A 23,867-nucleotide genomic window follows, 5' to 3' on the forward strand; every position below is an offset into this window, starting at 1 on the left:
CGTCATCCCCGCGAAAGCGGGGATCCCGCTTGGCCGCGGCGAGAAAGAAGCGGGATTCCCGCCTTCGCGGGAATGACGGGAAACGGTCGTTAGCCGTCAGTTCGACGGTGCCCCTACAACCGCACCATCCGCATTCCCACCTCGCCGTAACGCGGCCCGCTCGTCCCGCCCTTCGGTGCCGCCGCGTCGATCGCGGCGAGGTCGTCGGCGGTTAGCGTGACCTCTGCCGCCGCAACGCTGTCTTCCATCGTCGCGCGGCGCTTGGTGCCGGGGATCGGGACGATATCGTCGCCCTGCGCGAGCAGCCACGCCAGCGCGACCTGCGCCTTCGACACCCCATGCTGGTCGGCGACCGCGCCGATCGCGTCGACGATCGCGAGGTTGGCGGGCAGATTCTCCTCCGAATAGCGCGGGTCGTTGCGGCGCCAGTCGGTTTCGGGAAGCTCGTCGCGGCTGCGCACCGCACCCGCGAGGAAACCGCGGCCGAGCGGCGAATAGGGGACGAAGCCGATGCCATTCTCGCGGCACGCGCCGAGGATCTCGTCCTCGATGTCGCGCTCCCAGATCGAATATTCGCTCTGCAGCGCGGTGATCGGCGCGGCCTTTGCGGCGCGGCGGATCGTGTCGGGGCCGGCTTCGGAGAGCGCGATGTGGCGGACCTTGCCCTCCTTCACCAGCTCCATCATCCCGCCGACCGTTTCCTCGATCGGCACCGACGGGTCGACGCGGTGCTGGTAGAAGAGGTCGATCGTGTCGATGCCGAGCCGCTGGAGCGAGCCTTCGCACGCGGCGCGGGCATTGGCGGGCGAGCCATCGACCCCGGTGATCGCCTTGCCCTCAAATTTGAATCCGAACTTCGTCGCGATCACGAGCCCGTCGCGCTTGCCCCTGATCGCCTCGCCGAGCAGCTCTTCGTTGCTGAACGGGCCATAGATTTGCGCGGTGTCGAAAAAGGTAACGCCGAGGTCGATCGCGCGGTGGATCGTCCGCGTCGATTCGTCGAGGTCGGCGGCCTCGCCGTACAGGATGTTGCCGCCCTTGATCATCGGCATGCATCCGATCCCGATCGCTGAGACTTCGAGGCCGTGGCCGAGCTTGCGATATTTCATGGTGTTTCTCCTGCTGCGGGGGCCGCGTCGTCGACACCGTCGGCGGCATATTTGGTGGCCGCTACGTCACCGATGACATTACCTAGGGTTCGGAAGATATCGGGAAAAGTCTCGACCGCGACGAGCAGCCCGAGCGGCGCGACGGGAACCCCCATCGACACCGCGATCGGCGCGATCGAGGTCACAAAGCTGATCGAGCCGGGCAGGCTGACCGAAGAGAGCGCTGCGGCGATCGCGACCGCAAGGCCGACCGCCATTTCCCATGGGGTCAGCTCGACACCGAACAGCCACGCGACATAGACGACGACCGCGAGGTTCATCGCCGGGCTGGTGAAGCGGAACAGGGCGACCGCGAGCGGCAACACGACGTCGGCCTTTTTGGGATCGACGCCAAGCTCCTCCGACGACTTCAGCATCGCGGGCAGACTGGCGAGCGAGCTTTGCGTGCTGATCGCGACTGCGAGCGTCGGGACCATCGCGCGGATGAAGCGCGGCAGCGGAATGCCGACGACGAGCCACGCGAGCAGCAGGCCGAGGAGGAGGCAGCTGATCCCGATCGCCGAGAGGATCAGCACATAATGGATGAGCCCGCCGAACGCCGCGACCCCCGCCTTGACCGCGAGCGCATAGCCCAGCGCGAAAACGCCGATCGGTGCGAGCGCGAGGACCCAGCCGATGACGATTAGCATCGCGTCGCCGAGCGCCTTGAACAGCCCCGACAGCGTCGCGCGCTGCACGGGTTCGAGCTTCGTGATCGCGAAGGCGAAAATCGTGGTGAAGACGATCAGCGGCAGGATCGCGGTCTCGGCCGCCGCGGCGATCGGATTGGTCGGGATCAGCGAGAGCAGGAAATCGCCGAAAGTCGGCGACGGTCCTGTCTGCGTCGTGCCGCCAAGGCCGTGGCGCAGCGCTTCGGCGGCGTCGGGGGAGAGCGGGAAGAGGCGCAGCAGCAGCGGCGCCAGAAACAGTGTCATCAGCCCCGAAAGCGTGATCGCGCCGAGGAAGATCATCACCGCGCGAAAGGCGAGCTTGCCTGCGCGCGCAGCGTCGGCCGTGGCGGTGATGCCGGTGATGAGCAGCGCGACGACGAGCGGGACGATCGTCATCTTCAAGGCGTTGAGCCAGAGCAGCCCGATCGGTTCGACAAAGGGAAGCGAGGCGGTTCCGGCATCGGGGGACACCAGCTCGACGCCGATTCCCAAAAGCATGCCGGCGACGAGCGCCGAAAGGATGAACCAAGCGGATTTCAAGACGGATTCTCCCGGCGTTTTTTCTGGCCTGCTTGCCAAGCAAAAGAGGGTGACTTAGAGCACCTCCCGAAAGAAACGGGAACCGGTTTTTGGGCCGGGAAATGCTCCGCGGGGGCCATCCCGTGGGAAGCCGGGGCAGGCATTTGCCGGGCGATGGTTAGGTAGCTGAGGGAACATGCGCAAGTTTTTCGGAACCGACGGGATTCGCGGCCTGACCAACCAGGTCCCGATGACCGCCGAAGTCGCGATGCGCGTCGGCATGGCGGCGGGCGCGCACTTCCTGCGCGGCGACCACAAGCATCGCGTCGTGATCGGCAAGGACACGCGCTTGTCGGGCTATATGCTCGAAAACGCGCTCGTCGCAGGTTTTACCAGCGTCGGCATGGACGTGGTCCAGGTCGGGCCGATGCCGACCCCGGCGATCGCGATGCTGACGCGCTCGATGCGCGCCGACCTCGGCGTGATGATTTCGGCGAGTCACAACCCGTTTCGGGATAATGGGATCAAGCTGTTCGGCCCCGACGGGTATAAGCTGTCCGACGAGGATGAGGCGCAGATCGAGCATTTGCTGGGGCAGGAACCGAAGCTCGCCGAACCGAGCCACATCGGACGCGCCAAGCGCATCGACGATGCGCGCGGGCGCTATATCCATGCGGTGAAACAGAGCCTGCCCGAATCGGTCCGGCTCGACGGGCTGCGTATCGTGCTCGATTGCGCCAATGGTGCGGCGTATAACAGCGCGCCGACCGTGTTCTGGGAACTCGGCGCCGACGTGGTGGCGATCGGGGTCGAGCCGAATGGCACGAACATCAACGACAAATGCGGATCGACCGCACCCGCGCTGCTGCAGGAAACGGTGGTCGCGAGTGGCGCCGACATCGGCATCGCGCTCGACGGCGACGCCGACCGGCTGATCGTCGTCGATGAAAAGGGACGGATCGTCGACGGCGACCAGATCATGGGACTGATCGGCGCGAGCTGGGCGCGGCAGGGGCGGCTGAAAGGCGGCGGCGTCGTCGCGACGGTGATGTCGAACCTCGGCCTCGAACGTTTCCTCGAAGGCGAGGGACTGCGGCTCGAGCGCACCAAGGTCGGCGACCGCCATGTTCTCGAACGGATGAAGGAGGGCGGCTTCAACGTAGGCGGCGAGCAGTCGGGGCATATGATCCTGTCCGATCATGCGACGACCGGCGACGGCACGCTCGCGGCGCTGCAGGTGCTCGCCGAGTTGATCGCGTCGGGCAAGCCCGCGAGTGAATTGCTGCACCAGTTCGACCCGGTGCCGCAGCTTTTGAAGAATGTCCGCTTTGCCGGCGGCAAGCCGCTCGAAGACAAACAGGTCATCGCGGCGATCGCCGAAGGCGAAGCCACGCTCAACGGCCGCGGCCGCCTCGTCATCCGCCCGTCGGGCACCGAACCGCTGATCCGTGTCATGGCCGAAGGCGACGATGCCGGACAGGTCGAGCAGGTCGTCGACATGATCTGCGACGCCGTGCGCGCGGCGACGGCATAACCATTTGATTTTTTAGAACCGAAAGAGACTTATCATGCTTGAAATGCGACCCGATTGCGAAAAATGCGGACGCGATCTGCCCGCCAACCTTCACGGCGCCTTCATCTGCTCGTTCGAATGCACCTTCTGCGCGAACTGCGCCGACAAGCTCGACGAGATTTGCCCCAATTGCGGCGGCGACCTGCTCGACCGGCCGCTGCGCGAGGGCGCGGCGCTGGCGAAATTCCCCGCTTCGACGGAGCGAAAGCATAAGGGGTGACCGTCCACTTTCACGTCGTCCCAGCGAAAGCTGGGATCGGGTGCGTCATGACGCGGCTTATGCCCGATAGCGGTCCCAGCTTCCGCTGGGACGACGGAGTGGTTCGGTGACCGCGCGCGTCCTGATCATCGCCGGCTCGGATAGCGGTGGCGGTGCGGGTATCCAGGCCGACATCAAGGCGGTCACGATGCTTGGCGGCCATGCGATGACCGCAATCACCGCGATCACCGCGCAGAATACGCTGGGGGTGCAGGGCGTCCATCCGGTCCCGACCGATATGGTACTGCAACAGATCGACAGCGTCGCGTCGGACATCGGCGTCGATGCGGTCAAGATCGGGATGATCGGCAGCGCCGAAACCGCCGCTGCGGTTGCGGAGCGATTGTCGCGGCCCGATCTCGCGCAGGCGGCGCTCGTGTTCGATCCGGTGATGATCGCGACGAGCGGATCGGTGCTCGCCGACACGGCGACGATCGACGCGTTTCGCGCGCTGCTCGATCGCGCGATGGTCGCAACGCCGAACCTGCCCGAACTGGAAGCCTTGGGGGGCGAGGATGCGGTGCTCGCGCACGGCTGTTCGCTGCTCGTCAAGGGCGGCCACGCCGAGGGCGAGACGGTGATCGACCGGCTGCTCGAAACCGGCGAGGGCGAAGTCGCGCGCTGGGAAGCGCCACGCATCGACACGCCGCACAGCCACGGCACCGGCTGCACGCTCGCGAGCGCGATCGCGACCGGGCTGGCACAGGGCATGCCGCTCGAACCCGCGATCGCGCGCGCGCGCGATTTCGTGCGGCTGTCGCTGCACGATGCGCCGGGACTGGGGCAGGGGCATGGCCCGATGGGGCAGCAATATGTGCGCAACGACGGGCTGTTCACCGGCCCGGCGCTGAATCAGGTCACGCTGCCCGCGAACGACTATGCTGTGTCGGTCGCTTTCTACAAGCAGATGGGGCTGACACAGATCGTCGATAGCCCCGACAATGGTTACGCGCGCTTCGAGGCCGCCAACGGGGTGACCCTGTCGATCCACGTCGGCGAGGGCGCGGCGGGCGGGGTGACCGCCTATCTCGAAAGCGGCGCGCTCGATGCGTGGGTCGCCTATCTGGCGCGGCGCGGGGTGCGCTTCGATCAGATGCCCAAGGACGAGGAATGGGGCTGGCGCGAGGCACGGCTGGCCGATCCCGCGGGCAATCGCCTGTGCCTGTACCAAGCGGCCGAATATCGGAGATATCCGCCGTGGCGGATATAGCTCCCCTCCCGCTTGCGGGAGGGGTTGGAGGAGGGCATGTTTCGACAGCGCCGAACCTCGACCGGCCCTCCCCTAACCCCTCCCATAAATGGAAGGGGAACAAGTGATCGTCGGCGTCGACGAAGCCGGGCGCGGACCACTCGCGGGGCCCGTCGTCGCGGCGGCGGTGCTGCTCTGCGAGGGCGGCATCCCCGGCCTCGATGACAGCAAGAAGCTCACCGCCAAGCGCCGCGCCGAACTCGAAGCGCAGATCAAGGCGCGCTGCCGCTGGGGCGTCGGCGAGGCGAGCGTTGCGGAGATCGACCGCGTCAACATCCTGCAGGCGACCTTCCTTGCGATGACGCGCGCGGTCGAGGCGCTGGGGTTCGAGCCCGCCGAGGTCCTCGTCGACGGCAACCGGCTGCCGCGCTGGCGCTACACCGCGACCGCGATCATCGGCGGCGATGCACTCCACCCATGTATTTCGGCGGCGAGCATCATCGCGAAGGAGCATCGCGACCGTTTCATGGTCGCCGCGGCGCGCGACTTCCCCGGCTTTGGCTGGGAAACCAACATGGGCTATGGTACGGCGCAGCATCTCGCGGCGCTGCGCCAACATGGCCCGACGCCGCACCATCGGACCAGTTTTGCCCCGGTCGCACAAATGCAGCTGGTCTGACCGCCCGAAGCCTAAAAGCCTAAGAGGGGAACAGGCGATGAGCAGAGGATTTTCGGCCGACGATGTCGGTACGCAAACAGGGCGGCGTTTCCTTGTTACCGGTGCCAATGCCGGAATCGGGTTTGAAGTTTCCAAAATCCTCGCGGCGCGCGGCGCGCATGTGATCCTTGCCTGCCGCGATGAGGACAAGGCCGAGGTGGCGATGAACCGCATCTGGGTCGACGTGCCAAAGGCCGAACTGTCGTTCCAGTCGCTCGATCTCGCCGACCTCGACCAGGTGCGCGATGCGGCGAAGGCGGTGCTCGCGGGACCGCGGATCGATGTCCTCATCAACAATGCGGGGGTGATGATCCCGCCCCGGACGCTGACCAAGCAGGGGTATGAGCTGCAATTCGGGGTCAACCACCTCGGCACCTTCGCGCTGACCGGGCTGCTCCATCCGCATGTCGACGACCGGATCGTCATCACCGGCAGCATCGCGCACCGCAACGGGGCGATGGATTACAGCGACCTGTCGGCGTCGCGCAGCTACCATAATTGGGCGCGCTACCAGATGAGCAAGCTCGCGAACCTGCTCCATATGTTCGAACTCGACCGGCGGCTGAGCGCTGCCGGACGCGCGACGCAGGCGATCGGATGCCACCCGGGGGTCGCGCTCACTGAACTGACGCGCCACTTGCCGCTGCCGCTGCGCACGATGACCCCGCTAGCCGCGCCCTTTTTCAACAGCGCGGCGCAGGGCGCGTGGCCGACCTTGCAGGCGGCGACGGGCGCGCGCGTGCAGGGCGGCGACTATCTGGGGCCGCAGGGGCTCGGCGAGGTGTCGGGCCGCTCGGGCCCGGCGCGCGCAACGCGCGACGCGCGCGATCCAAAGCTCGCGCGCGAACTGTGGCAGCGTTCGATCGACCTGACGGGGGTCGATCCGGGGCTCTGACCCCGAGACGCAAATTTTTTTCGCCAGTGAGTCTTCATCGCCACACCACCAGTGGTTGAGTCTCCGAGTCGCGGCCGACTCCATATGGTGTGCCAGACTCGTTTCGTTCTCATCGCGTTAACCAGTTAGAGAGGCGGATTCCTTAGACTCCTGCGCTTGACGGCGGACTCCGCTGGACTCATCAGGGCCTTCTTACGAGCAAGGAACGGGGTGAAGCATGGGTGTGATGGAACGGGTCAAGGCGCCGGCGACGAAGAAGCGGACGCCGAAGGTCGACCCCGCGGACCTGCCGCTCGACAGCATTTTGCAGGGCGATTGCGTCGAGATGATGCGCAGCTTGCCCGCCGCGTCGGTCGACATGATCTTCGCCGATCCGCCGTATAATCTCCAGCTTGGCGGCGACCTGCTGCGCCCCGACGGCAGCCAGGTCGACGCGGTCGACGATGACTGGGACAAGTTCGACAGCCTCGCGACCTACGATCGCTTCACCCATGCCTGGCTCAAGGAAGCGAAGCGCATCCTCAAGCCGAACGGCAGCATCTGGGTGATCGGCAGCTATCACAATATCTTCCGCGTCGGCACCGCGTTGCAGGACAATGGCTATTGGATCCTCAACGACATCGTGTGGCGCAAGGCGAACCCGATGCCCAATTTCAAGGGCACGCGCTTCACCAACGCGCATGAGACGCTGATCTGGGCGTCGATGGGCGAAAAGTCGCGCTACACCTTCAACTATCGCACGATGAAGACGCTGAACGACGAACTGCAGATGCGTTCGGACTGGCTGATCCCGATCTGCGGCGGCCAGGAACGGCTCAAGAAGGGCGGCACGAAAGTTCACCCGACGCAAAAGCCCGAGGCGCTGCTCTATCGCGTCCTGCTCGCCTGTTCGAACCCCGGTGACGTGATCCTCGATCCCTTCTTCGGCACCGGCACGACGGGTGCGGTCGCAAAGCGCCTTGGTCGTCACTTCATCGGCATCGAACGCGAGGATGATTATATCGCGGCCGCGCTGGAACGTATCGAGCTGGCGCTGCCGCTCGACGAAAGCGCGGTGAAGACGATGATGGCGCCGAAGGCCGCGACGCGCGTCGCGTTCGGCACGCTCGTCGAATGCGGCATGATCGCGCCGGGAACGATACTGACCGATACCAAGCGCCGCTGGAAAGCCAAGGTGCGCGTCGATGGCAGCCTCGATTGCGAAGGCCAGCCGGCGGGGTCGATCCACAAGGTCGGCGCGGGGTTGCAAGGCGCGCCGAGCTGCAACGGCTGGACCTTCTGGCATGTCGACAATGGCAAGGAACTCCGCGTGATCGACGCGGTGCGGCAGGACTGGCTGCTGGCAAACGAAGCGTAAAAGACCGTCGCCCCCGCGAAGGCGGGGGCCGTAATCGGCTTGCCACGACGTGGCGGCTTTATAATGCCAGCGGCCCCCGCCTTCGCGGGGGCGACGAAGGGACCGGGCATGTTTTCACCTCTAACCAAGCCCGACTTCGGCGCCGCGTCGGCGGATGCGCAAATCTATTGCCGCCCGACCTGCTTCGTCGACCGCCCGCACGAACTTGACGACGATTGCCTGCGGATCGCCGACTCGATGGTATGGTTCGCGGCATGGCACATCAGCCTGCGCGACGGTCTGACCGTCAAATCGGCGATCGTTCCGGTTGCCGAATGGGATGGCTGGATCGCGGCGATGCCCGACAGATTGGCGCAGGCGGCAAATGCGCAGCGTGCCGGTGTCGCGCGGCCGCGCGGCGTGCTGCAACTCGGTGAGCGGAAAATCCGGCTGAACGAGCCGCAGCTCATGGGCATTTTGAACGTCACGCCCGACAGTTTTTCGGACGGCGGCAAGCATGTCGATGCGGTTGCGGCGACCGAAGCCGGTTTCGCGATGGGCGCTGCGGGCGCGGCGATCATCGATGTCGGCGGCGAATCGACGCGCCCCGGCGCGCCGCTGGTGTGGGAAGGCGACGAGATCAAGCGCATCGAAGGCGTGGTGTCGGCGCTCGCGCGGGGCGGCGTTGCGGTGTCGATCGATACGCGCAAGGCCGCGGTGATGGAGGCGGCGCTCGCCGCCGGCGCGCGGATCGTCAACGATATTTCGGCGCTGCGCTACGACGACCGCGCGATGGAAGTGGTCGTGCACGCGGGCTGCCCCGTCGTGCTGATGCACGCGCCATCAGCGAAGAGCGACCCGCACGAGGGCGGCAATTACGCGCACGTCCTGTTCGACGTCTACGACATGCTTGCCGAGCGCGTCGCGGCGTGCGTTGCCGCCGGGGTCGACCCGGCGAAGATCATCGTCGATCCGGGGCTCGGTTTCGGCAAGGGCGTCGGCGACAACCTTGCGCTAATCAACGGCCTCGCGCTGTTCCACACATTGGGCTGCCCAATCCTGTTCGGTGCCAGCCGCAAGCGGATGATCGGCGCGCTCGATAACGAAGCGCCCGCCGATCAGCGGCTCGGCGGCACGGTGGCGCTGCATTATCAGGCGGCGACGCAGGGCGCGCAGTTGCTACGCGTCCACGACATCGCCGAAAACCGGCAGGCGCTGCGGGTGTGGCGGGGGCTTAGGGACGCGGCGCTGACGGTTTGATCTCTTCCCCCTCCCGCTTGCGGGAGGGGTTAGGGGAGGGCATGTCGAGGTCGTCCGCCGTCGAAACAGGCCCTCCCCCGACCCCTCCCTAAAGGGAGGGAAGTTATTCTTCCACCCGCCGCGCCTTCTTCCCGCGCGCCACTTCGGTCGCGAGCGCCTCGAACCTTGGCTCCCACGTCCGGCGGAAGCGTTGGACCCATGCGTCGATCTCGTCGAATCGCTCGGGCGCGATGGCGTAGAGCCGCCGCCGCCCGTCGGCACGCGACGTCGCGAAGCCGCTGTCGCGAAGCACGCGCAGATGCTGCGACACCGCGGGCTGCGAGATGGCGAATTCGGCGGCGATCACCTCGACGATCTCGCCCGATGCGCGTTGGCCGTCGGCGAGCAGTTCGAGGATGCGGCGGCGCACAGGGTCGCCGAGGATGTCGAAGGCGTTGCTCATTGGGGGCTCATTCGGGTGCTTCGGCGCCCGTGTAAAACGCGGTCGTATTGGCGCCAGCGCGGTTCGCGGCCGCCTCCGCGGTGCCGTAGGCGATCGAAGCGGCGGTCCATGCCTCGCTGCTCCATGTCGCGAACGCCTTGCCTTCGTCACTCAGCGCCCAGGTTTCTTCGGCGAAACGTTCGTTGCTCTCGCCGGTTTCGATATGCCAGCCAAGTCCCATCAGCGACAGATCCCAGCCCACGCCGACCGCGCCGGGGCCGAACCTGTCCCAGAATTCCTCCGATTTGTCGTCGAGCGGGGCTATATGCCTGAGCGTGAGGCGCGTCCTGTCGTCGCTCGCCGCAGCCAGCTCGACCTCGACCCAGCTCATCCCGCCGCCGAATTCCCATGTCAGTGCAAAGCTGCGCGGCGGGTCACACGCGGTGACGGTGCCCCCGGCATTGCCCTTGATCTGATATTTCCCCCCGAGGGAGAGGTCGCCGTCGACCGGCGCGAACCAGCGCGGGATGCGGTCCTTTTCGGTGATCGCATTCCACAGATCGGCGATGTCGGTGGGATAGTCGCGCGACGCGATAACCGCGCGCGCGGGTTGGCCCTCGTGCGTGACGTCCTCGACCTTGCGGACGACCATGGCGGCTTGGGCGACGGTATCGAACGACATAATGATTCTCCCGATGGCTTCGGGATAAATATATAAGCTATAACTTATATATCAAGCGTGATCGGACGAGCCGCGCTGACGGCGCGTCAGGCAGCCGTGTCGATCCCCAGGTCGCTCAATTTGCGATAGAGCGTCGAGCGTCCGATCCCCAGCCGCCGCGCGACTTCGCTCATCCGGCCGCGATAATGGCCGATCGCGAGGCGGATGACGTCGGCCTCGATTTCCTCGAGCGGGCGGAGGTTGCCGTCGGGCAGATAGAGCGTGACGCCGATCGCCTCGCCGTTGATCGCGATCTCGCCTTCGCCGTTCAGACTGCCGCCGCCGAGCGTCGCCTCGATCGCGCGGAAATCGGCGCTGGTGAGGACGTCGGTGGTGCTGCCGACCGCGGCGCGGAACAGCACGTCCTGCAGCTGGCGGACATTGCCCGGCCAGGCATAAGCGGCGAGCAGGCGCAGCGCGTCATCGGTCACGCCGATCGAACTCATCCCCGGCAGGCCGCCGATGCGCGCGAGCAGATGGCGCGCGAGCGGGCCGACGTCGCCGCGGCGTTCCGAGAGCGAGGGCAGGGTGAATTGCGCACTCGACAGCGCGTAGAACAGGTCTTCGCGGAAATGACCCGCCTCGATCAGCTTGTCGAGCGGACTGGTGCTCGTCGCGATGATGCGCACGTCGACGCTCTGGCGGATCGAGCCGCCGATCATCTGCACTTCGCCGCTGTTCAGGAATTCGACGAGCTTCGCCTGCGTTTCGAGCGGGATGCATTCGACATGGTCGATGATGATGCTGCCGCCGTCGGCCTGGACGAGGCGGCCGACCTGACGGTCGAACGCGCCCGGGAAGGCGCCGCGTTCGTGGCCGAAGAGGCCTGAGCCGATCAAGCCGGGTGATACGGCCGAACAATCGACCATGACGAGCTGGCCGCGGGCGCGGGGTGACGCGCTGTGGATCGCGCGGGCAAAGACTTCCTTGCCAGTGCCGGGCTTGCCGTTGATCATCACCGGGACGCGCGCGCGCGCGGCCTTGGCGGCGATCGCGAGCGCGCTGCGGAAATTGGGGCTCGACCCGATGATTTCTTCGAACGCGAGCGGCGCGCGCAGTTTTTCGGTGAGCGGGCGCAGTTCGCCCTGCGGGCCGCTGGTCGACACGACGCGGTCGAGCGCTTCGAGCAAGCGGTCGGGGGCGATCGGTTTCTGGACGAAGTCGCTTGCGCCGGCGCGCATCGCGCTGACCGCGACCTCGACCCCGTTGCGCATCGTGATGACGACGAGCGGCAGCGCGGGGCGCCAGCGGCGCAGTTCGCCGACGAATTCGGAAATATCCATACCCGGCGCACCCTGATCGACGAGCACCGCGTCGAGCGCCATGCCTTCCTGGGTGCCGAGCTTGGCGAGTGCGGTATCGGTGTCGGCTGCGATGACGCTGCGCCAGCCGCCACGCGACACCAAGGCCGCCAGAAAGCGCTGCTGGGCAGGCTCGCTGTCGACGATCATCACCATTCGCGTGTCGCGCGTGCTAGTCATCGTATCGAATCTGCCCCCTGAACCGACATTGCTATGGGTTTGTTCTGCTGAGGGCTGCATAACTATCCGATAGGGGTAAAAGGGCGATTAAGGGCATTCGTCTTTTCCTGCAGCGAAGTCTAGGGTCCCTGTCCACAAACCCGCACTTGAGCATCGCGGGGCGCGTGGCTAAGACCGGCGCGATAACCGATTCTAAGGCGCAGCGTTGTGCGTTCGCGCACAGATATGGCCGTTCAAGGGGAAAAAAGATGGCGCAGCAGCAGGAAATGAAGGCAGCCGAAGAAACCTACGCGGGTTTCATCAGCCTGTTCAAGATCGGCTCGATCATCACCGCGGTCGTCGTCATCGGCGTCGTCCTGCTCATCGCGTCCTGACCCGACCGGCATGCGCATCGCTGTCCTGAGGGAGCTCGCCGACGGCGAGACCCGCGTCGCCGCAACCCCCGAAACCGTGAAGAAATTCATTGGCCTGGGGGCCGAAGTTGCCGTCGAATCGGGGGCGGGCGATCAGGCTTCGATCGCCGATGCCGATTATAGCGCCGCCGGCGCGAGCGTCGGCAACCGCGCCGATGCGCTGAAGGGCGCGAACATCATCCTCGCGATCCAGGGGCCCGACCCCAAGGGGCTGTCGGGCTTTGCCGATGGCGCCTGGCTCGCTGCCGGGCTCAACCCGTTCGGTGAGCGCGCGCGCGTGGATGAATACGCAAAGCTGGGACTCGAGGCGCTGGCGATGGAATTCATGCCGCGCATCACGCGCGCGCAGTCGATGGATATCCTGTCGAGCCAGGCGAATCTCGCGGGCTACAAGGCGGTGCTGATCGCGGCGAACGCCTATGGCCGCGCCTTTCCGATGATGATGACCGCCGCGGGCACCGTCAGCGCCGCGAAGGCGTTCGTCATGGGCGTCGGCGTCGCCGGGCTGCAGGCGATCGCGACCGCGCGCCGTCTGGGCGCACAGGTCAGCGCGACCGACGTGCGCGCCGCGACCAAGGAACAGATACTGTCGCTCGGCGCCAAGCCGATCTTCGTCGAGAGTGTCGCGGGGATCGAGGGCGAGGGCGCGGGCGGCTATGCCACCGAAATGTCCGACGAATATAAGGCGGCGCAGGCCGAACTCGTGTCGTCGCACATCGCCAAGCAGGACATCGTCATCACCACCGCGCTGATCCCGGGGCGCCCCGCGCCGCGGCTAATCAGCGACGCGCAGCTCGCGACGATGCGCAGCGGCAGCGTGATCGTCGACATGGCAGCCGAAAGCGGCGGCAATGTCGAGGGATCGGTCTCGGGCGAAGCGAAGAAAATCCACGGCGTCATCGTGATCGGCGCGAAGAATATCGCGGCGTTGATGCCCGCGGACACGAGCGCGCTGTTCAGCCGCAACCTGTTCAACTTCCTCTCGGCCTTCTGGGACAAGGAAGCCGGCAAGCCAGTGCTCGACGAGGAAATCGGCAACGCCGTGCGCCTGACGCAGGGCGGCAAGGTTGTGAACGAGCGGTTGCTGGGTTGAAGGCGAGAGGCGTCTTTGTCTTCGCGGGGCTGCTTCTGCTAACCGCGCAGCCCGTTCGAGCCGCGCCGCCACAGGCCTCTCCCGCTCTTCTGCAAGACGCCAGGTTCAAGATCGTTTTCGATCTGTACTGGCGCACCCGGCTGCTCAGCGTGACCGCTGGAAACCGGCTATGCTCCTTGCCGAACAGCCTTTACGATGATCCGAAATCGCCGTTTCGGCCGCTGGATCAGCGCTTGAAAGCGGCAGGTCGCAAGTTTGAAGCCCGGTACCCACACGCCCTCAATAGCGTTCGCCGCCCCTACATGATGCCTCCGCCGCAATCGCTATGCTCCGATCCCAAGGCGGCGTGGGAGGCGATCTTTGCATTCGGGACGGCCGTTACCGCTTTGGAAGCCCTGTTAGACGACGCCAGCTGATTTCGTCGACGAAACGGCCCTTTTCGGCCTTTTCAGGAAACTTTCTCCGGTTAGAGTGCGTTCAGGGTCTTCCAACCCTGACTATCAACCAACCGGAGAATGATTGATGTTGCCTGCGAAGCTTTTCGCCACTCCCCTCCTTGTGCTTGCCACCCTGTCGCCCGTTTACGCACAGGAAACCGCCGCGCCGGCCGAAGCCGCTGAAGTGGCCGCCGACGCCGCCGCTCCGGCTGAAGCCGCGCCTGCCGCACCCGCGCAGCCCACCGGCATCGCGCTCGAAATCGCCGCCAAGCCCGACCACAAGACGCTGGCCACCGCGCTGACCGCGGCGGGCGTGTCGGACAAGCTCGCGGGCCAGCCGTTCACGATCTTCGCGCCGACCGACCAGGCCTTCGCCGCGGTCCCGCAGCCGATGACCGACTGGCTGATGAACCCGAACAATACCGAATCGCTTGCGAAGGTGCTGACCTATCATGTCGTTCCGGGCCGCGTGACCGCCGAGGATCTTTACGCGAAGATCAAGGCCGGCGGCGGCAAGGCGACGCTCGCGACCGTCGAAGGCGAGACGCTGACCTTCACCGAAGTGCAGGGCAACATCAAGGTCGACGGCACGCAGGGCAGCAGCGGCTTCATCACCCAGCCCGACGTCGAGCAGTCGAACGGTAATATTCACGTCATCAACGGCGTGTTGATGCCCAGCCTCGGCTGATGATTCGCGCCGCTGCGTCCGGCTTTCGAAAGGATAAGGATATGAAAACCCATCTGATCTTGACGGCCGCAGCGGCCGCGCTCGCGCTGTCGGGCTGCGGCGACAAGAAGGAAACGCCGACCGAGACGACCACCGTCGCGGGCGGCGAAACCGCGGTGCCCGCGACGCCCGCTGCCGGCCCGTCGGCGATGCTGGCGAGCAGCACCATCGCCGCCAACCTCGCGGCCTCGCCCGATCACAAGTCGCTGGCCGCGGCGGTGACGCAGGCTGGTCTGGCGCAAACGCTCTCGGGCGCGGGGCCATTCACCGTGTTCGCTCCGAACGACGCCGCCTTTGTGCAAGTGCCGCCGGTGACGCGCGACGGCTGGATGCGCCCGGCGCAGAAGGATGTGCTCGCCGGCGTACTCAAATATCATGTCATTCCGGGCAAGCTGACCGCGGCGGACCTTGGCGCGAAGATCGCCGAAGGCGGCGGCAAGGCCGTGCTCAAGACCGCCGACGGGCAGGATCTGACCGCAACCAAGAGCGGCGACACCATTTTGCTGACCAGCGCCAGCGGCAACAAGGCGACGGTGACGCAGGCCGATATCGGCCAGGCGAACGGTGTCGTCCATGTCATCGACGCGGTGCTCGTCCCGAAAATGTAAAAAACATCGCCGGCTAGCCCGGCAAAGCGATATTTTATGTCGCAAAGCGCCCGCATTTCTCACGCTGAGGAATGCGGGCGTTTCTTTTTGGGAGCTTTGGAGTCGACACATTCGGCGGCGCGCGGCAAGAGGTGCGCGAAACGGAATCAGCAGGGGAGCGAGCCCGTGGATTTTATCGCGATTTTTTCAATTTTCGTACTGGCCTGCTTTGTCGGCTATTTCGTCGTCTGGTCGGTGACCCCGGCGCTGCACACGCCGTTGATGAGCGTCACCAACGCCATTTCGTCGGTGATCATCGTCGGTGCGCTGATCGCCAGCGCCGCCGCGGGTTCGGCCTCGTCCAAATGGCTCGGCCTCGCCGCGGTCGTGATGGCGAGCATCAATATCTTCGGCGGGTTCGCCGTCACCGCGCGCATGCTGGCGATGTACAAGAAGAAGGAGCGCTGAGATGGAATTTCAGTCGATCCTTTCCGCCGCAACCGGCGGCCACGGTCTCGCGGTTAATCCCTGGGCCTCCGTCGCCTATCTGGTAGCGGGCGTTCTGTTCATTCTCGCGCTGCGCGGGCTGTCGAGCCCGGCGACGGCGCAGGCGGGTAACCGTTTCGGTATGGCGGGCATGTTGATTGCCGTCGTTACCACGCTGCTCACCCATGCGCCGGCCACCGCCGAGGGCTTCCTCGATACGGTCGGGCTGGTCGAAATCCTCGTCGCGATCGCGATCGGTGCCGTGATCGGTATCGTGATGGCGCGGCGGATCGCGATGACCGCGATGCCGCAGCTTGTCGCGGCCTTTCACAGCCTCGTCGGCCTGGCGGCCGTCGCGGTCGCAGCGGCGGCCTATCTCAATCCGCAAGCGTTCGGCATTGCAGACGCCGCGGGCGAAATCTTCACCGTCAGCCGGATCGAAATGGGGCTCGGCATCGCGATCGGTGCGATCACCTTCTCGGGGTCGGTCATCGCCTTCCTGAAACTCAACGGCAATATGTCGGGGTCGCCGATCATGCTGCCGGGGCGGCATATCATCAACCTCGGCACGCTCGCCGCGATCATCGGGCTCGTCGCCTATTTCACCTTCGACCAGAGCCCGTGGATCTTCTGGACGGTTACCGGGCTCAGCTTCCTTATCGGTTTCCTGCTGATCATCCCGATCGGCGGCGCCGACATGCCGGTCGTCGTGTCGATGCTCAACAGCTATTCGGGCTGGGCCGCGGCGGCGATGGGCTTCACGCTCGGCAACACCGCGATGATCATCACCGGCGCGCTCGTCGGCTCGTCGGGTGCGATCCTGTCGTACATCATGTGCCGCGCGATGAACCGCAGCTTCATCAGCGTGATCGCAGGCGGCTTTGGCGCCGACGCGGGACCGAGCGACGGCGCGTCGAAAGAACAGCGCCCGTGGAAACCGGGCAGCGCCGAAGACGCGGCGTTCCTGATGAGCCAGGCCGATACCGTCATCATCGTTCCCGGATACGGCATGGCGGTCGCGCAGGCGCAGCACGCGCTGCGCGAAATGGCCGACCAGCTCAAGAAAGAGGGCGTGACGGTCAAATATGCGATCCATCCGGTCGCAGGCCGCATGCCCGGCCATATGAACGTCCTGCTCGCCGAAGCGAACGTCCCGTATGACGAGGTGTTCGAGCTCGAGGACATCAACGGCGAATTCGCGCAGGCCGACGTCGCCTTCGTCATCGGTGCGAACGACGTAACCAACCCGTCGGCGAAGACCGACAAGACCTCGCCGATTTACGGCATGCCCGTGCTCGACGTCGAAAAGGCGAAGACCGTGCTGTTCGTGAAGCGCTCGATGGGCGGGGTCGGCTATGCCGGCGTCGACAATGACGTCTTCTACATGGACCAGACGATGATGCTGCTCGGCGATGCCAAGAAGATGGCCGACGACATCGTCAAGGCGCTTAGCGGCAGCGGGCACTAGACAAGAATCGTCGCCCCTGCGAAGGCAGGGGCCGCTATCGAGGTGGCGCAAAGCTGCCAGCGGCCCCTGCCTACGCGGGGGCGACGTGTTTTCAAAAGGGGCAATATGCGCAAAATCGGCCTGATCGGGGGAATGAGCTGGGCGTCGACCGAGCTTTATTACCGCCATCTCAACAAGGGGGTGCAAAAGCGCCTCGGCACAGCCTGTTCGGCGCCGATCCTGATGGAAAGCCTCAACTATTGCGAGCTCTCGCGCATCACGACCCCTGAAGGGTGGACGCATGCGAAAGAGGTGCTGATCGCCTCGGCGCAGCGGCTTGAGGCCGCCGGCGCGACCGCGCTGATGATCGCGGCCAATTCGATGCACAAGGTCGCCGAGGATGTCGCCGCGGCGATCTCGATCCCGATCCTCCACATTGTCGACGAGACCGGCCAGAAGATGAAGGCCGACGGGGTCAAGTCGGCGGCCGTGATCGGCACGCGCAATGTGACGACCGAACCCTGGTTCCGTCAGCGGCTGGTGCGCCACGGGCTGACGCTCGCACCCTATGACTCGAGCCGCGTCGACGAGATCGACCGCATCATTTACGAAGAGCTGATGCTCGGCAAGGTGAACGAAAGTTCGCGCCGCACGATGAAAACCTTCATCACCGATATCGCCAAACAGGATATCCAGGCGATCGTGCTCGCCTGCACCGAACTGGTGATGCTCGTCGACACCGACGCCAATCTGCTGCCGATCTATGACACCACGCGCATTCACGTCGCCGAGGGCGTCAACTGGATTTTGGGCGAAGGGTGAAGGCAAATCCTCCCTGTCGCGAAGCGATGGGGAGGGGGACCGCCGCCGTAGGCGGTGGTGGAGGGGCGGCGACGTTGCGCCACAGCCCCTCCGTCAGCGCTTCGCGCTGCCACCTCCCCATGCCTGCGGCACAGGGAGGATCGAGTTTATCCCATCTTCGTCCATGTCACCGTGCGGCAGAACAGGCTGACGCAGCCCTTCATCGTCATCTTGCCGCCGTTCACGCGCAGGTGCGCCTTATAATATCGCCCATCCTCGGGGCTATAGCCTTCGCCCTTCCAGCCGTCGCCATGCGGCACGAGATCCCAGTAAATCTGTAGTCCGGTGACCTGGCGGCCGCGTTTCGCCTTGTCGGGATTGCGCTCGTCGCGCTGGCCCCCAGTCGGCTGCTTGATCAGCAGGCGATCGACGCGCCCGCACATCTTGTTTCCGCACGCGGCCATGACGACGACGGCCTTGCCATCGTCGGTTTTCCAGCGCCCGGCAATCGGCGCGGGCGCCGCCGCCATCGACGGCACGGCTATCAAGGCGACAAGCGCCAAACCTAATCTGTGAATCAAAGCGACCTCTCCCCGGGTTAGCTACACATATGTCAGCAACATCGCTTGGCATCCGTCAAGTCTTGCACCATGCTCCCCGAAAATAAGGGGAGAGACATATGCGATTCCATGGCCTGCGCCACGCGGCGACGCTCAGCATCGTGGCGGTCCTTGCCGCCAGTCCGGCGGCGGCGAAAGTGATCAGCGTCAGTGCAACAACGCCCGACGCGAACGAAAAGCTGCAAGAAGCCCTGATCCTCGCGCAGCCGGGCGACACGGTGCAATTGGGCGCGGGCGTGTGGAAGCTCACCGACGGCCTGTCGCTCGACGTCGCCAATGTGACCGTGCGCGGCGCCGGGGCGGGCGAGGGCGGGTCGATCCTCGACTTCGCCGGGCAGCAGGGCGCGGGCGAGGGACTGCTCGTCACCTCCGACGATGTCTTCCTCACCGAATTCGCGGTGCTCAACACCAAGGGCGACGGGATCAAGTCGAAAGGCGCCGACCGTATCGTCTATCACAAGCTGCGCGTCGAATGGACCGCGGGGCCCAAGGAAACCAACGGCGCCTACGGCATATATCCGGTCGAAAGCAGCGACGTGCTGATCGACAGCGTGTTCGTGCGCGGCGCGTCGGATGCGGGCATCTATGTCGGCCAGTCGAAGAATATCGTCGTCCGCGATTCGATCGCGACCGAAAATGTCGCGGGGATCGAAATCGAGAACAGCTACGACGCCGACGTTCACGACAATATCGCGACGAAGAATACCGGCGGCATCCTGGTGTTCGACCTGCCGAGCCTGCCGATGCAGGGCGGGCACAATGTCCGCGTCTTCGAAAATATCGTGAACGACAACAGCACGGCCAATTTCGCGCCCAAGGGCAATATTGTCGCGAGCGTTCCGACGGGCACCGGCGTGCTCGTGATGGCGAACCGCAATGTCGAGATTTTCGACAATGTCTTCGCCGACAATGGCACCGCGAACGTGATGATCGTGGGCTATCGTTATGAGCACAAGGATCCGAAATATCAGCCGCTGCCCCGCGCGATCGTCGTGCGCGGCAACCAGCATGGCAAGGCGGGCTATGCGCCGAAGTTCCCTGGCGGCGACATGATCGCGGCGGCGATGGGCGGCAGCATCCCGCCAGTCCTTTGGGACGGTGCGGGCGATGCGATCGTGCTCGACAAGGTCGGCGTGCTGTCGCTGAACCTGCCCGACGTAAAGACGCCGCAGAGCGAGGCGAAGCCGTCGCCCGCCGACCTGTCGAAGGGCACGCCGCCCGCGGCGCTGCCCGTGATCAAGCTGCCCGACGCGATGGAGGCGAAGGTCCGGTGAGACGCGTTTTCGCCGCGGTCGGAGCGGCGCTGCTGTGCGCGAGCGGCGGGGCGGCATCGCCGCCGCCCGGGGTCGATCAGGCGGTGGTCGAAAGCGATGCGATGCCGGCAAAGCTGTCAGCGTTCGGGTTGTTTCGCGGCAATGATCCGCAAACACCCTCGACCGGCATCGGCTACACGCTGCGTGCGCCGCTGTTTAGCGACTATACCGACAAGCACCGCTTCATCTCGATCCCGGCGGGAAAGAAGGCGAAGGTCGCGGCCGACGGCGTCATCGAGTTTCCGGTTGGAACCGTGCTCGTCAAAAGCTTCGGCTGGAGCGACGTCAACGACGGCCGCCCGGTCGAAACGCGCCTGCTGATCCGCCGCGCCGGCGGCTGGACTGCGCTGCCCTATATCTGGGACGCCGACGGCAAGGATGCGACGCTGGCCTTGGGTGGCCGCCGCGTGCCGGTGACCTTCAAGAGCCCCGACGGCGAGACGCACAGCATCCGTTACGCTGTGCCGAACAAGAACCAGTGCAAGGAATGCCACAGCCTCGCCGGCGAGATTGTCCCGATCGGGCCCAAGGCGCGCAATTTCATCCTCGACCCGGCGGCGTCGGACAAGCTGCGCAGCCTCTATTTCGAAAACCCTGCCGCGCTCAAACCGACGATGCCGGTGTGGGACGATCCCAAGAGCGGCAGCGTCGCGACGCGCGCGCGCGCCTATCTCGACGTCAATTGCGCGCACTGCCACAATCCTGCAGGCAGCGCGTCGAACAGCGGGCTTTTCCTGCGCTGGACCGACGATCCCGCGGGCGTCAATTACGGCATCGGCAAGCGCCCGACCGCGGCAGGGCGCGGCAGCGGCGGGATGGACTTCGCCATCGCGCCGGGCGATCCCGCGCACAGCTTCCTGATCTATCGCCTCGAAAGCACCGACCCCGGCATCGCGATGCCCGAGGTCGGGCGGTCGACGGTGCACAGGGAAGGCGCGGCACTGCTACGGCAATGGATTGCGGAGATGCCGAAAGCATCGCATTAGGCGGGCCATGACCCAGCTCGTCCTCCACGATTATTTCCGCTCCTCGGCCAGCTTTCGCGTTCGCATCGCGATGAACCTGAAAGGGCTCGACTATGAGCGCGTCGAGATCAGCCTGATCGCGGGCGAGCAGCGCAGCGACGCCTATCTGGAACAGAATGCGCAAGGCTTTGTCCCGATGCTCGTCGTCGATGGCGAGCCGATCATCCAGAGCATGGCGATCATTGACTGGCTCGACCGCGCCTTTCCCGAACCGCGGCTGATCCCCGAGGAAGCGATGCCGCGCGCCGTCGCGCTTGCACGCGCGCAGGTGATCGCGAGCGACATCCATCCGCTCAACAATCTGCGCGTGCTTAAATATCTGAAGCGCGACCTCGGCCTCAACGAGCAGACCAAGGACCGCTGGATCGCGACATGGATCAGCCAGGGGTTCGAGGCGCTCGAGGCGATGGCGGGTGACGGCCGCTATCTCGGCGGCGATACGCCGGGGATCGCCGACTGCTGTCTTGTGCCGCAGATTTATAATGCGCGGCGTTTCGAGGTGCCGCTTGACGCGTTTCCGCGGCTCGTCGAAATCGACGCGGCGTGCATGGAGCATGAGGCGTTCCAGCGCGCTCACCCCGACGCGGTAAAACCCGCGTGATCCGGCTTCTGACGGGGACCCTGGCGCTGGCGCTGCCGGCGGCGGCGATGGCGCAGGGAAATGAAACGGCGTTGAACGAAGAAGCGGATGATTATTTTTACTCTCAACCTTCCGCTTCTTCGCTGCGCTCGAAAGACGAGATCGTCGTTATCGGTGCGGGGCAGCTAGGGCCACCTCCCGGCGACAAGGTCCAGAATTCGGCGATCCTTCTGGATCTCGATCCCGGCCTCGGCGCGCGGGTCGAGAACCGGCTGCGCGACGAGGCTGGCATCGTCCAGTTCCGCCGCTCCGACGGCCGTTCGGCGCATCCGACAAGCCAGGGCATCACGCTGCGCGGGCTCGGCGGCAATGCGTCGGCGCGCGCGCTCGTCACGCTCGATGGCGTGCCGCAGGCTGATCCCTTTGGTGGCTGGGTCGCGTGGAGCGCCTATGACGCGATCAACCTTGGCGGCATCATCGTCGCGCGCGGAGGTGGCAGTGGGGCTGATGGCCCGGGTGCACTTGCGGGGACGGTCGGACTCTATTCGGAAATGACCGATGGCGCCGAAGCGAGCCTCGCCTATGGCAGCCGCGATAGTTGGGACGCATCAGCATCGATTGGCGGCGAGGTCGGCAGCGGCCACATCGCGGTGGACGGGCGCTACAGCCGCGGCGACGGATTTGTGCCGGTCGCGAAGGGACAGCGCGGCAGCGTCGATCGCGCCGCGCCCTATGAACAGGGTGGCCTCGGTCTGCGCCTGCGTTTCGATGCCGGCGATGACAGCCGGGTCGAGGCGAGCCTGCGCGGCTTTTCGGATCGGCGCGACCGGGGCACCGATTTTACGCAAAGCCAGGTCGATGGGGTCGATGCCAGCCTTCGCTTCATCCATGATCCGGTTGGCGAAACGCAATGGCTCGCGCTCGGTTATATCCAGCTTCGTGATTTCGAAAGCGGCTTCGCAAGCGTCCCGGCGGGACGGAACAGCGTGGCACCGGCGCTTTTTCAGCGGGTGCCGGCCACCGGGCTGGGCGCGCGCGTCGAGTTGCGGCCGCTGATCGGCGACGCCAACCCGCTTCGCATCGGCGCCGACTGGCGGCGGACAACCGGACGCACCGAGGAGGATTTCTTCTTCAGCGGCGTCACGCCGGGTCGCCACCGCATCGCGGGCGGCAGCAGCGATACCGTTGGCGCCTTCGCCGAATGGACGTCGGGCGATGTCAATGACGGCTTTCTGTGGACGCTCAGCGGCCGCGTCGACCGTTGGTGGCTCGGCGAGGGCTATCGGCTCGAACGCAATATCGCGGGTCCCGTCATCACCGACCTGCGCTTCGCCGCGCGGCAGGGCTGGGAAGGCAGCGGCCGCGCCGGCGTGCGCTGGACGTCGGACGCATTCTCGCTGCGCGCCGCCGCCTATCGCGGCTGGCGCCTGCCGACGCTCAACGAGCTTTATCGGCCGTTCCGCGTCGGCGCCGAAGTGACGACCGCGAATGCCGCGCTGAAACCCGAACGCCTGTGGGGCGGCGAGGTCGGCGCCGATTGGGACAATGGCGACACGAAACTGTCGGCGACACTCTTCGCCAACCATCTGACGAATGCGATCGCCAATGTGACGCTCGCGCCGAACCTCAACCAGCGGCAGAATCTCGACGCGATCGACAGCAAGGGCGTCGAAGTCAGCGCCGAGCAGCGGATCGGCCCGGCGACGCTGCGCGCGACCTATGCCTTCACGGATGCGAAGGTCGATGCATCGGGCGCGGCGCTGGGGCTCGACCGACGCCGCCCGGCGCAGATTGCGAAGCACGGCGGCAGCGTCTCGCTGCGCACCAATAACAATGGTCCGTTCGGCGGCTTCGCGACGCTGCGTTATGTCGGCAAGCAGAACGAAGATGACCTTGGATTGCTCGCGCTCGACGACGCGCTGACGCTCGACGCCGGGCTGTCGTGGCGCTTTTCGGGGGCGGTAAGCATCGAGGCGCGCGGCGAGAATCTCTTCGACGAACTGGTGCCCGCCGCGATCTCGTCGTCGGGCATCGTCGAACGCGCGACCCCACGGACCTTATGGGTCGGCGCGCGCATGTCTTTCTGACTTTCGCGTCATTCCGCCCTTCACAGGCCCGAAACAGGCGATAGGATGGGCGCGCCGGGA

At 65.6% G+C, this 23,867-nt stretch carries 24 protein-coding genes; 18 read left to right on the forward strand and 6 right to left on the reverse strand.

Annotated elements, in window-relative coordinates; translation table 11 throughout:
• Nucleotides 1-113: 113 nt before the first annotated feature.
• The gene (locus J2X38_RS08680) at nucleotides 114-1,109 is read right to left on the reverse strand and encodes an aldo/keto reductase (RefSeq protein WP_310253214.1); all 996 of its coding nucleotides are present in this window, start codon (nucleotides 1,107-1,109) and stop codon (nucleotides 114-116) included.
• Nucleotides 1,106-2,359, reverse strand: coding sequence for a dicarboxylate/amino acid:cation symporter (locus J2X38_RS08685; protein ID WP_310253216.1), 1,254 nt, complete (start codon nucleotides 2,357-2,359; stop codon nucleotides 1,106-1,108). The genes J2X38_RS08680 and J2X38_RS08685 overlap by 4 nt, the downstream gene beginning before the upstream one ends.
• Nucleotides 2,360-2,534: 175 nt before the next feature.
• Here J2X38_RS08685 and glmM point away from each other — a divergent pair, with 175 nt between their 5' ends.
• From glmM to folP, 7 genes are all read left to right on the forward strand, one after another.
• Nucleotides 2,535-3,872, forward strand: a complete 1,338-nt coding sequence (glmM, locus tag J2X38_RS08690; protein WP_310253218.1) for a phosphoglucosamine mutase — start codon at nucleotides 2,535-2,537, stop codon at nucleotides 3,870-3,872.
• A gap of 34 nt (nucleotides 3,873-3,906) precedes the next feature.
• Complete coding sequence (locus J2X38_RS08695) at nucleotides 3,907-4,131, forward strand: DUF1272 domain-containing protein (RefSeq protein ID WP_037510600.1); 225 nt, start codon at nucleotides 3,907-3,909, stop codon at nucleotides 4,129-4,131.
• 106 nt (nucleotides 4,132-4,237) lie between these two features.
• Nucleotides 4,238-5,380, forward strand: coding sequence for a bifunctional hydroxymethylpyrimidine kinase/phosphomethylpyrimidine kinase (gene thiD, locus J2X38_RS08700; RefSeq protein ID WP_310253222.1), 1,143 nt, complete (start codon nucleotides 4,238-4,240; stop codon nucleotides 5,378-5,380).
• 88 nt (nucleotides 5,381-5,468) lie between these two features.
• Nucleotides 5,469-6,038: a ribonuclease HII gene (locus J2X38_RS08705; protein WP_058538055.1), complete on the forward strand. Its 570-nt coding sequence runs from the start codon at nucleotides 5,469-5,471 to the stop codon at nucleotides 6,036-6,038.
• A 37-nt stretch (nucleotides 6,039-6,075) separates the two neighbouring features.
• A complete protein-coding gene (locus tag J2X38_RS08710; RefSeq protein WP_310253225.1) occupies nucleotides 6,076-6,972 on the forward strand; it encodes an oxidoreductase in 897 nt (298 codons plus the stop codon).
• A 217-nt stretch (nucleotides 6,973-7,189) separates the two neighbouring features.
• Nucleotides 7,190-8,329, forward strand: coding sequence for a site-specific DNA-methyltransferase (locus J2X38_RS08715; RefSeq protein ID WP_058538053.1), 1,140 nt, complete (start codon nucleotides 7,190-7,192; stop codon nucleotides 8,327-8,329).
• Nucleotides 8,330-8,437: 108 nt separating this feature from the next.
• Entirely contained in the window at nucleotides 8,438-9,568 is a 1,131-nt protein-coding gene (gene folP / locus J2X38_RS08720) for a dihydropteroate synthase (protein WP_310253229.1), read from the forward strand.
• A gap of 103 nt (nucleotides 9,569-9,671) precedes the next feature.
• Here the strand turns inward: folP and J2X38_RS08725 are convergent, their stop codons facing one another.
• From J2X38_RS08725 to J2X38_RS08735, 3 genes are all read right to left on the reverse strand, one after another.
• Nucleotides 9,672-10,010, reverse strand: coding sequence for a metalloregulator ArsR/SmtB family transcription factor (locus tag J2X38_RS08725; protein WP_310253231.1), 339 nt, complete (start codon nucleotides 10,008-10,010; stop codon nucleotides 9,672-9,674).
• A gap of 7 nt (nucleotides 10,011-10,017) precedes the next feature.
• Complete coding sequence (locus tag J2X38_RS08730; protein WP_310253233.1) at nucleotides 10,018-10,671, reverse strand: SRPBCC family protein; 654 nt, start codon at nucleotides 10,669-10,671, stop codon at nucleotides 10,018-10,020.
• 86 nt (nucleotides 10,672-10,757) lie between these two features.
• On the reverse strand, nucleotides 10,758-12,191 hold the full coding sequence (locus J2X38_RS08735) for a sigma-54 dependent transcriptional regulator (RefSeq protein ID WP_310253234.1): 1,434 nt from the start codon (nucleotides 12,189-12,191) through the stop codon (nucleotides 10,758-10,760).
• A 248-nt stretch (nucleotides 12,192-12,439) separates the two neighbouring features.
• Between J2X38_RS08735 and J2X38_RS08740 the strand changes: the two genes are divergently transcribed.
• The 7 genes from J2X38_RS08740 to J2X38_RS08770 all read left to right on the forward strand — a co-directional run bounded on the left by J2X38_RS08740 (nucleotide 12,440) and on the right by J2X38_RS08770 (nucleotide 18,203).
• Complete coding sequence (locus J2X38_RS08740; protein ID WP_310253236.1) at nucleotides 12,440-12,565, forward strand: aa3-type cytochrome c oxidase subunit IV; 126 nt, start codon at nucleotides 12,440-12,442, stop codon at nucleotides 12,563-12,565.
• Nucleotides 12,566-12,575: 10 nt separating this feature from the next.
• A complete protein-coding gene (locus tag J2X38_RS08745; RefSeq protein WP_310253238.1) occupies nucleotides 12,576-13,697 on the forward strand; it encodes an NAD(P) transhydrogenase subunit alpha in 1,122 nt (373 codons plus the stop codon).
• Nucleotides 13,698-14,219: 522 nt separating this feature from the next.
• On the forward strand, nucleotides 14,220-14,822 hold the full coding sequence (locus J2X38_RS08750; protein WP_310253241.1) for a fasciclin domain-containing protein: 603 nt from the start codon (nucleotides 14,220-14,222) through the stop codon (nucleotides 14,820-14,822).
• A gap of 41 nt (nucleotides 14,823-14,863) precedes the next feature.
• Nucleotides 14,864-15,469 (forward strand): fasciclin domain-containing protein, encoded by a 606-nt coding sequence (locus J2X38_RS08755; RefSeq protein WP_310253243.1) that lies wholly within the window; start codon nucleotides 14,864-14,866, stop codon nucleotides 15,467-15,469.
• Nucleotides 15,470-15,634: 165 nt separating this feature from the next.
• Nucleotides 15,635-15,916 (forward strand): proton-translocating transhydrogenase family protein, encoded by a 282-nt coding sequence (locus J2X38_RS08760; RefSeq protein ID WP_039573456.1) that lies wholly within the window; start codon nucleotides 15,635-15,637, stop codon nucleotides 15,914-15,916.
• Nucleotide 15,917: 1 nt separating this feature from the next.
• On the forward strand, nucleotides 15,918-17,402 hold the full coding sequence (locus J2X38_RS08765) for an NAD(P)(+) transhydrogenase (Re/Si-specific) subunit beta (protein ID WP_310253247.1): 1,485 nt from the start codon (nucleotides 15,918-15,920) through the stop codon (nucleotides 17,400-17,402).
• Nucleotides 17,403-17,507: 105 nt separating this feature from the next.
• Nucleotides 17,508-18,203, forward strand: coding sequence for an aspartate/glutamate racemase family protein (locus tag J2X38_RS08770; RefSeq protein ID WP_058538044.1), 696 nt, complete (start codon nucleotides 17,508-17,510; stop codon nucleotides 18,201-18,203).
• Nucleotides 18,204-18,349: 146 nt separating this feature from the next.
• Here the strand turns inward: J2X38_RS08770 and J2X38_RS08775 are convergent, their stop codons facing one another.
• A complete protein-coding gene (locus J2X38_RS08775; protein WP_156419665.1) occupies nucleotides 18,350-18,763 on the reverse strand; it encodes a DUF2147 domain-containing protein in 414 nt (137 codons plus the stop codon).
• A gap of 98 nt (nucleotides 18,764-18,861) precedes the next feature.
• On the opposite strand from J2X38_RS08775, the gene J2X38_RS08780 reads away from it, so the two are divergent.
• From J2X38_RS08780 to J2X38_RS08795, 4 genes are read left to right on the forward strand one after another with little or no spacing between them, the layout of a single operon-like run.
• Nucleotides 18,862-20,076 (forward strand): parallel beta-helix domain-containing protein, encoded by a 1,215-nt coding sequence (locus J2X38_RS08780; protein WP_310253251.1) that lies wholly within the window; start codon nucleotides 18,862-18,864, stop codon nucleotides 20,074-20,076.
• Nucleotides 20,073-21,101 (forward strand): SO2930 family diheme c-type cytochrome, encoded by a 1,029-nt coding sequence (locus tag J2X38_RS08785; RefSeq protein ID WP_310253253.1) that lies wholly within the window; start codon nucleotides 20,073-20,075, stop codon nucleotides 21,099-21,101. Before J2X38_RS08780 ends, J2X38_RS08785 begins: the two co-directional genes overlap by 4 nt.
• Nucleotides 21,102-21,108: 7 nt before the next feature.
• Nucleotides 21,109-21,741 carry a maleylacetoacetate isomerase gene (gene maiA, locus J2X38_RS08790; protein ID WP_310253255.1) on the forward strand — a complete coding sequence of 211 codons (633 nt, stop codon included), beginning with the start codon at nucleotides 21,109-21,111 and terminating at the stop codon, nucleotides 21,739-21,741.
• The gene (locus tag J2X38_RS08795) at nucleotides 21,738-23,807 is read left to right on the forward strand and encodes a TonB-dependent receptor domain-containing protein (protein ID WP_310253257.1); all 2,070 of its coding nucleotides are present in this window, start codon (nucleotides 21,738-21,740) and stop codon (nucleotides 23,805-23,807) included. Before maiA ends, J2X38_RS08795 begins: the two co-directional genes overlap by 4 nt.
• The last annotated feature ends 60 nt before the right edge of the window (nucleotides 23,808-23,867 follow it).

It is taken from the genome of Sphingopyxis sp. BE235, assembly GCF_031457175.1.
Classification (GTDB): domain Bacteria; phylum Pseudomonadota; class Alphaproteobacteria; order Sphingomonadales; family Sphingomonadaceae; genus Sphingopyxis.

Excerpts from the sequence above, each read along its gene's own strand:
- J2X38_RS08680 (WP_310253214.1), bottom strand. The coding sequence starts at position 1,109 with ATGAAATATCGCAAGCTCGGCCACGGCCTCGAAGTCTCAGCGATCGGG.
- glmM (WP_310253218.1), top strand. The coding sequence starts at position 2,535 with ATGCGCAAGTTTTTCGGAACCGACGGGATTCGCGGCCTGACCAACCAG.
- J2X38_RS08695 (WP_037510600.1), top strand. The coding sequence starts at position 3,907 with ATGCTTGAAATGCGACCCGATTGCGAAAAATGCGGACGCGATCTGCCC.
- J2X38_RS08705 (WP_058538055.1), top strand. The coding sequence starts at position 5,469 with ATGGAAGGGGAACAAGTGATCGTCGGCGTCGACGAAGCCGGGCGCGGA.
- J2X38_RS08710 (WP_310253225.1), top strand. The coding sequence starts at position 6,076 with ATGAGCAGAGGATTTTCGGCCGACGATGTCGGTACGCAAACAGGGCGG.
- J2X38_RS08715 (WP_058538053.1), top strand. The coding sequence starts at position 7,190 with ATGGGTGTGATGGAACGGGTCAAGGCGCCGGCGACGAAGAAGCGGACG.
- folP (WP_310253229.1), top strand. The coding sequence starts at position 8,438 with ATGTTTTCACCTCTAACCAAGCCCGACTTCGGCGCCGCGTCGGCGGAT.
- J2X38_RS08725 (WP_310253231.1), bottom strand. The coding sequence starts at position 10,010 with ATGAGCAACGCCTTCGACATCCTCGGCGACCCTGTGCGCCGCCGCATC.
- J2X38_RS08730 (WP_310253233.1), bottom strand. The coding sequence starts at position 10,671 with ATGTCGTTCGATACCGTCGCCCAAGCCGCCATGGTCGTCCGCAAGGTC.
- J2X38_RS08735 (WP_310253234.1), bottom strand. The coding sequence starts at position 12,191 with ATGACTAGCACGCGCGACACGCGAATGGTGATGATCGTCGACAGCGAG.
- J2X38_RS08740 (WP_310253236.1), top strand. The coding sequence starts at position 12,440 with ATGGCGCAGCAGCAGGAAATGAAGGCAGCCGAAGAAACCTACGCGGGT.
- J2X38_RS08745 (WP_310253238.1), top strand. The coding sequence starts at position 12,576 with ATGCGCATCGCTGTCCTGAGGGAGCTCGCCGACGGCGAGACCCGCGTC.
- J2X38_RS08750 (WP_310253241.1), top strand. The coding sequence starts at position 14,220 with ATGTTGCCTGCGAAGCTTTTCGCCACTCCCCTCCTTGTGCTTGCCACC.
- J2X38_RS08755 (WP_310253243.1), top strand. The coding sequence starts at position 14,864 with ATGAAAACCCATCTGATCTTGACGGCCGCAGCGGCCGCGCTCGCGCTG.
- J2X38_RS08765 (WP_310253247.1), top strand. The coding sequence starts at position 15,918 with ATGGAATTTCAGTCGATCCTTTCCGCCGCAACCGGCGGCCACGGTCTC.
- J2X38_RS08770 (WP_058538044.1), top strand. The coding sequence starts at position 17,508 with ATGCGCAAAATCGGCCTGATCGGGGGAATGAGCTGGGCGTCGACCGAG.
- J2X38_RS08780 (WP_310253251.1), top strand. The coding sequence starts at position 18,862 with ATGCGATTCCATGGCCTGCGCCACGCGGCGACGCTCAGCATCGTGGCG.
- maiA (WP_310253255.1), top strand. The coding sequence starts at position 21,109 with ATGACCCAGCTCGTCCTCCACGATTATTTCCGCTCCTCGGCCAGCTTT.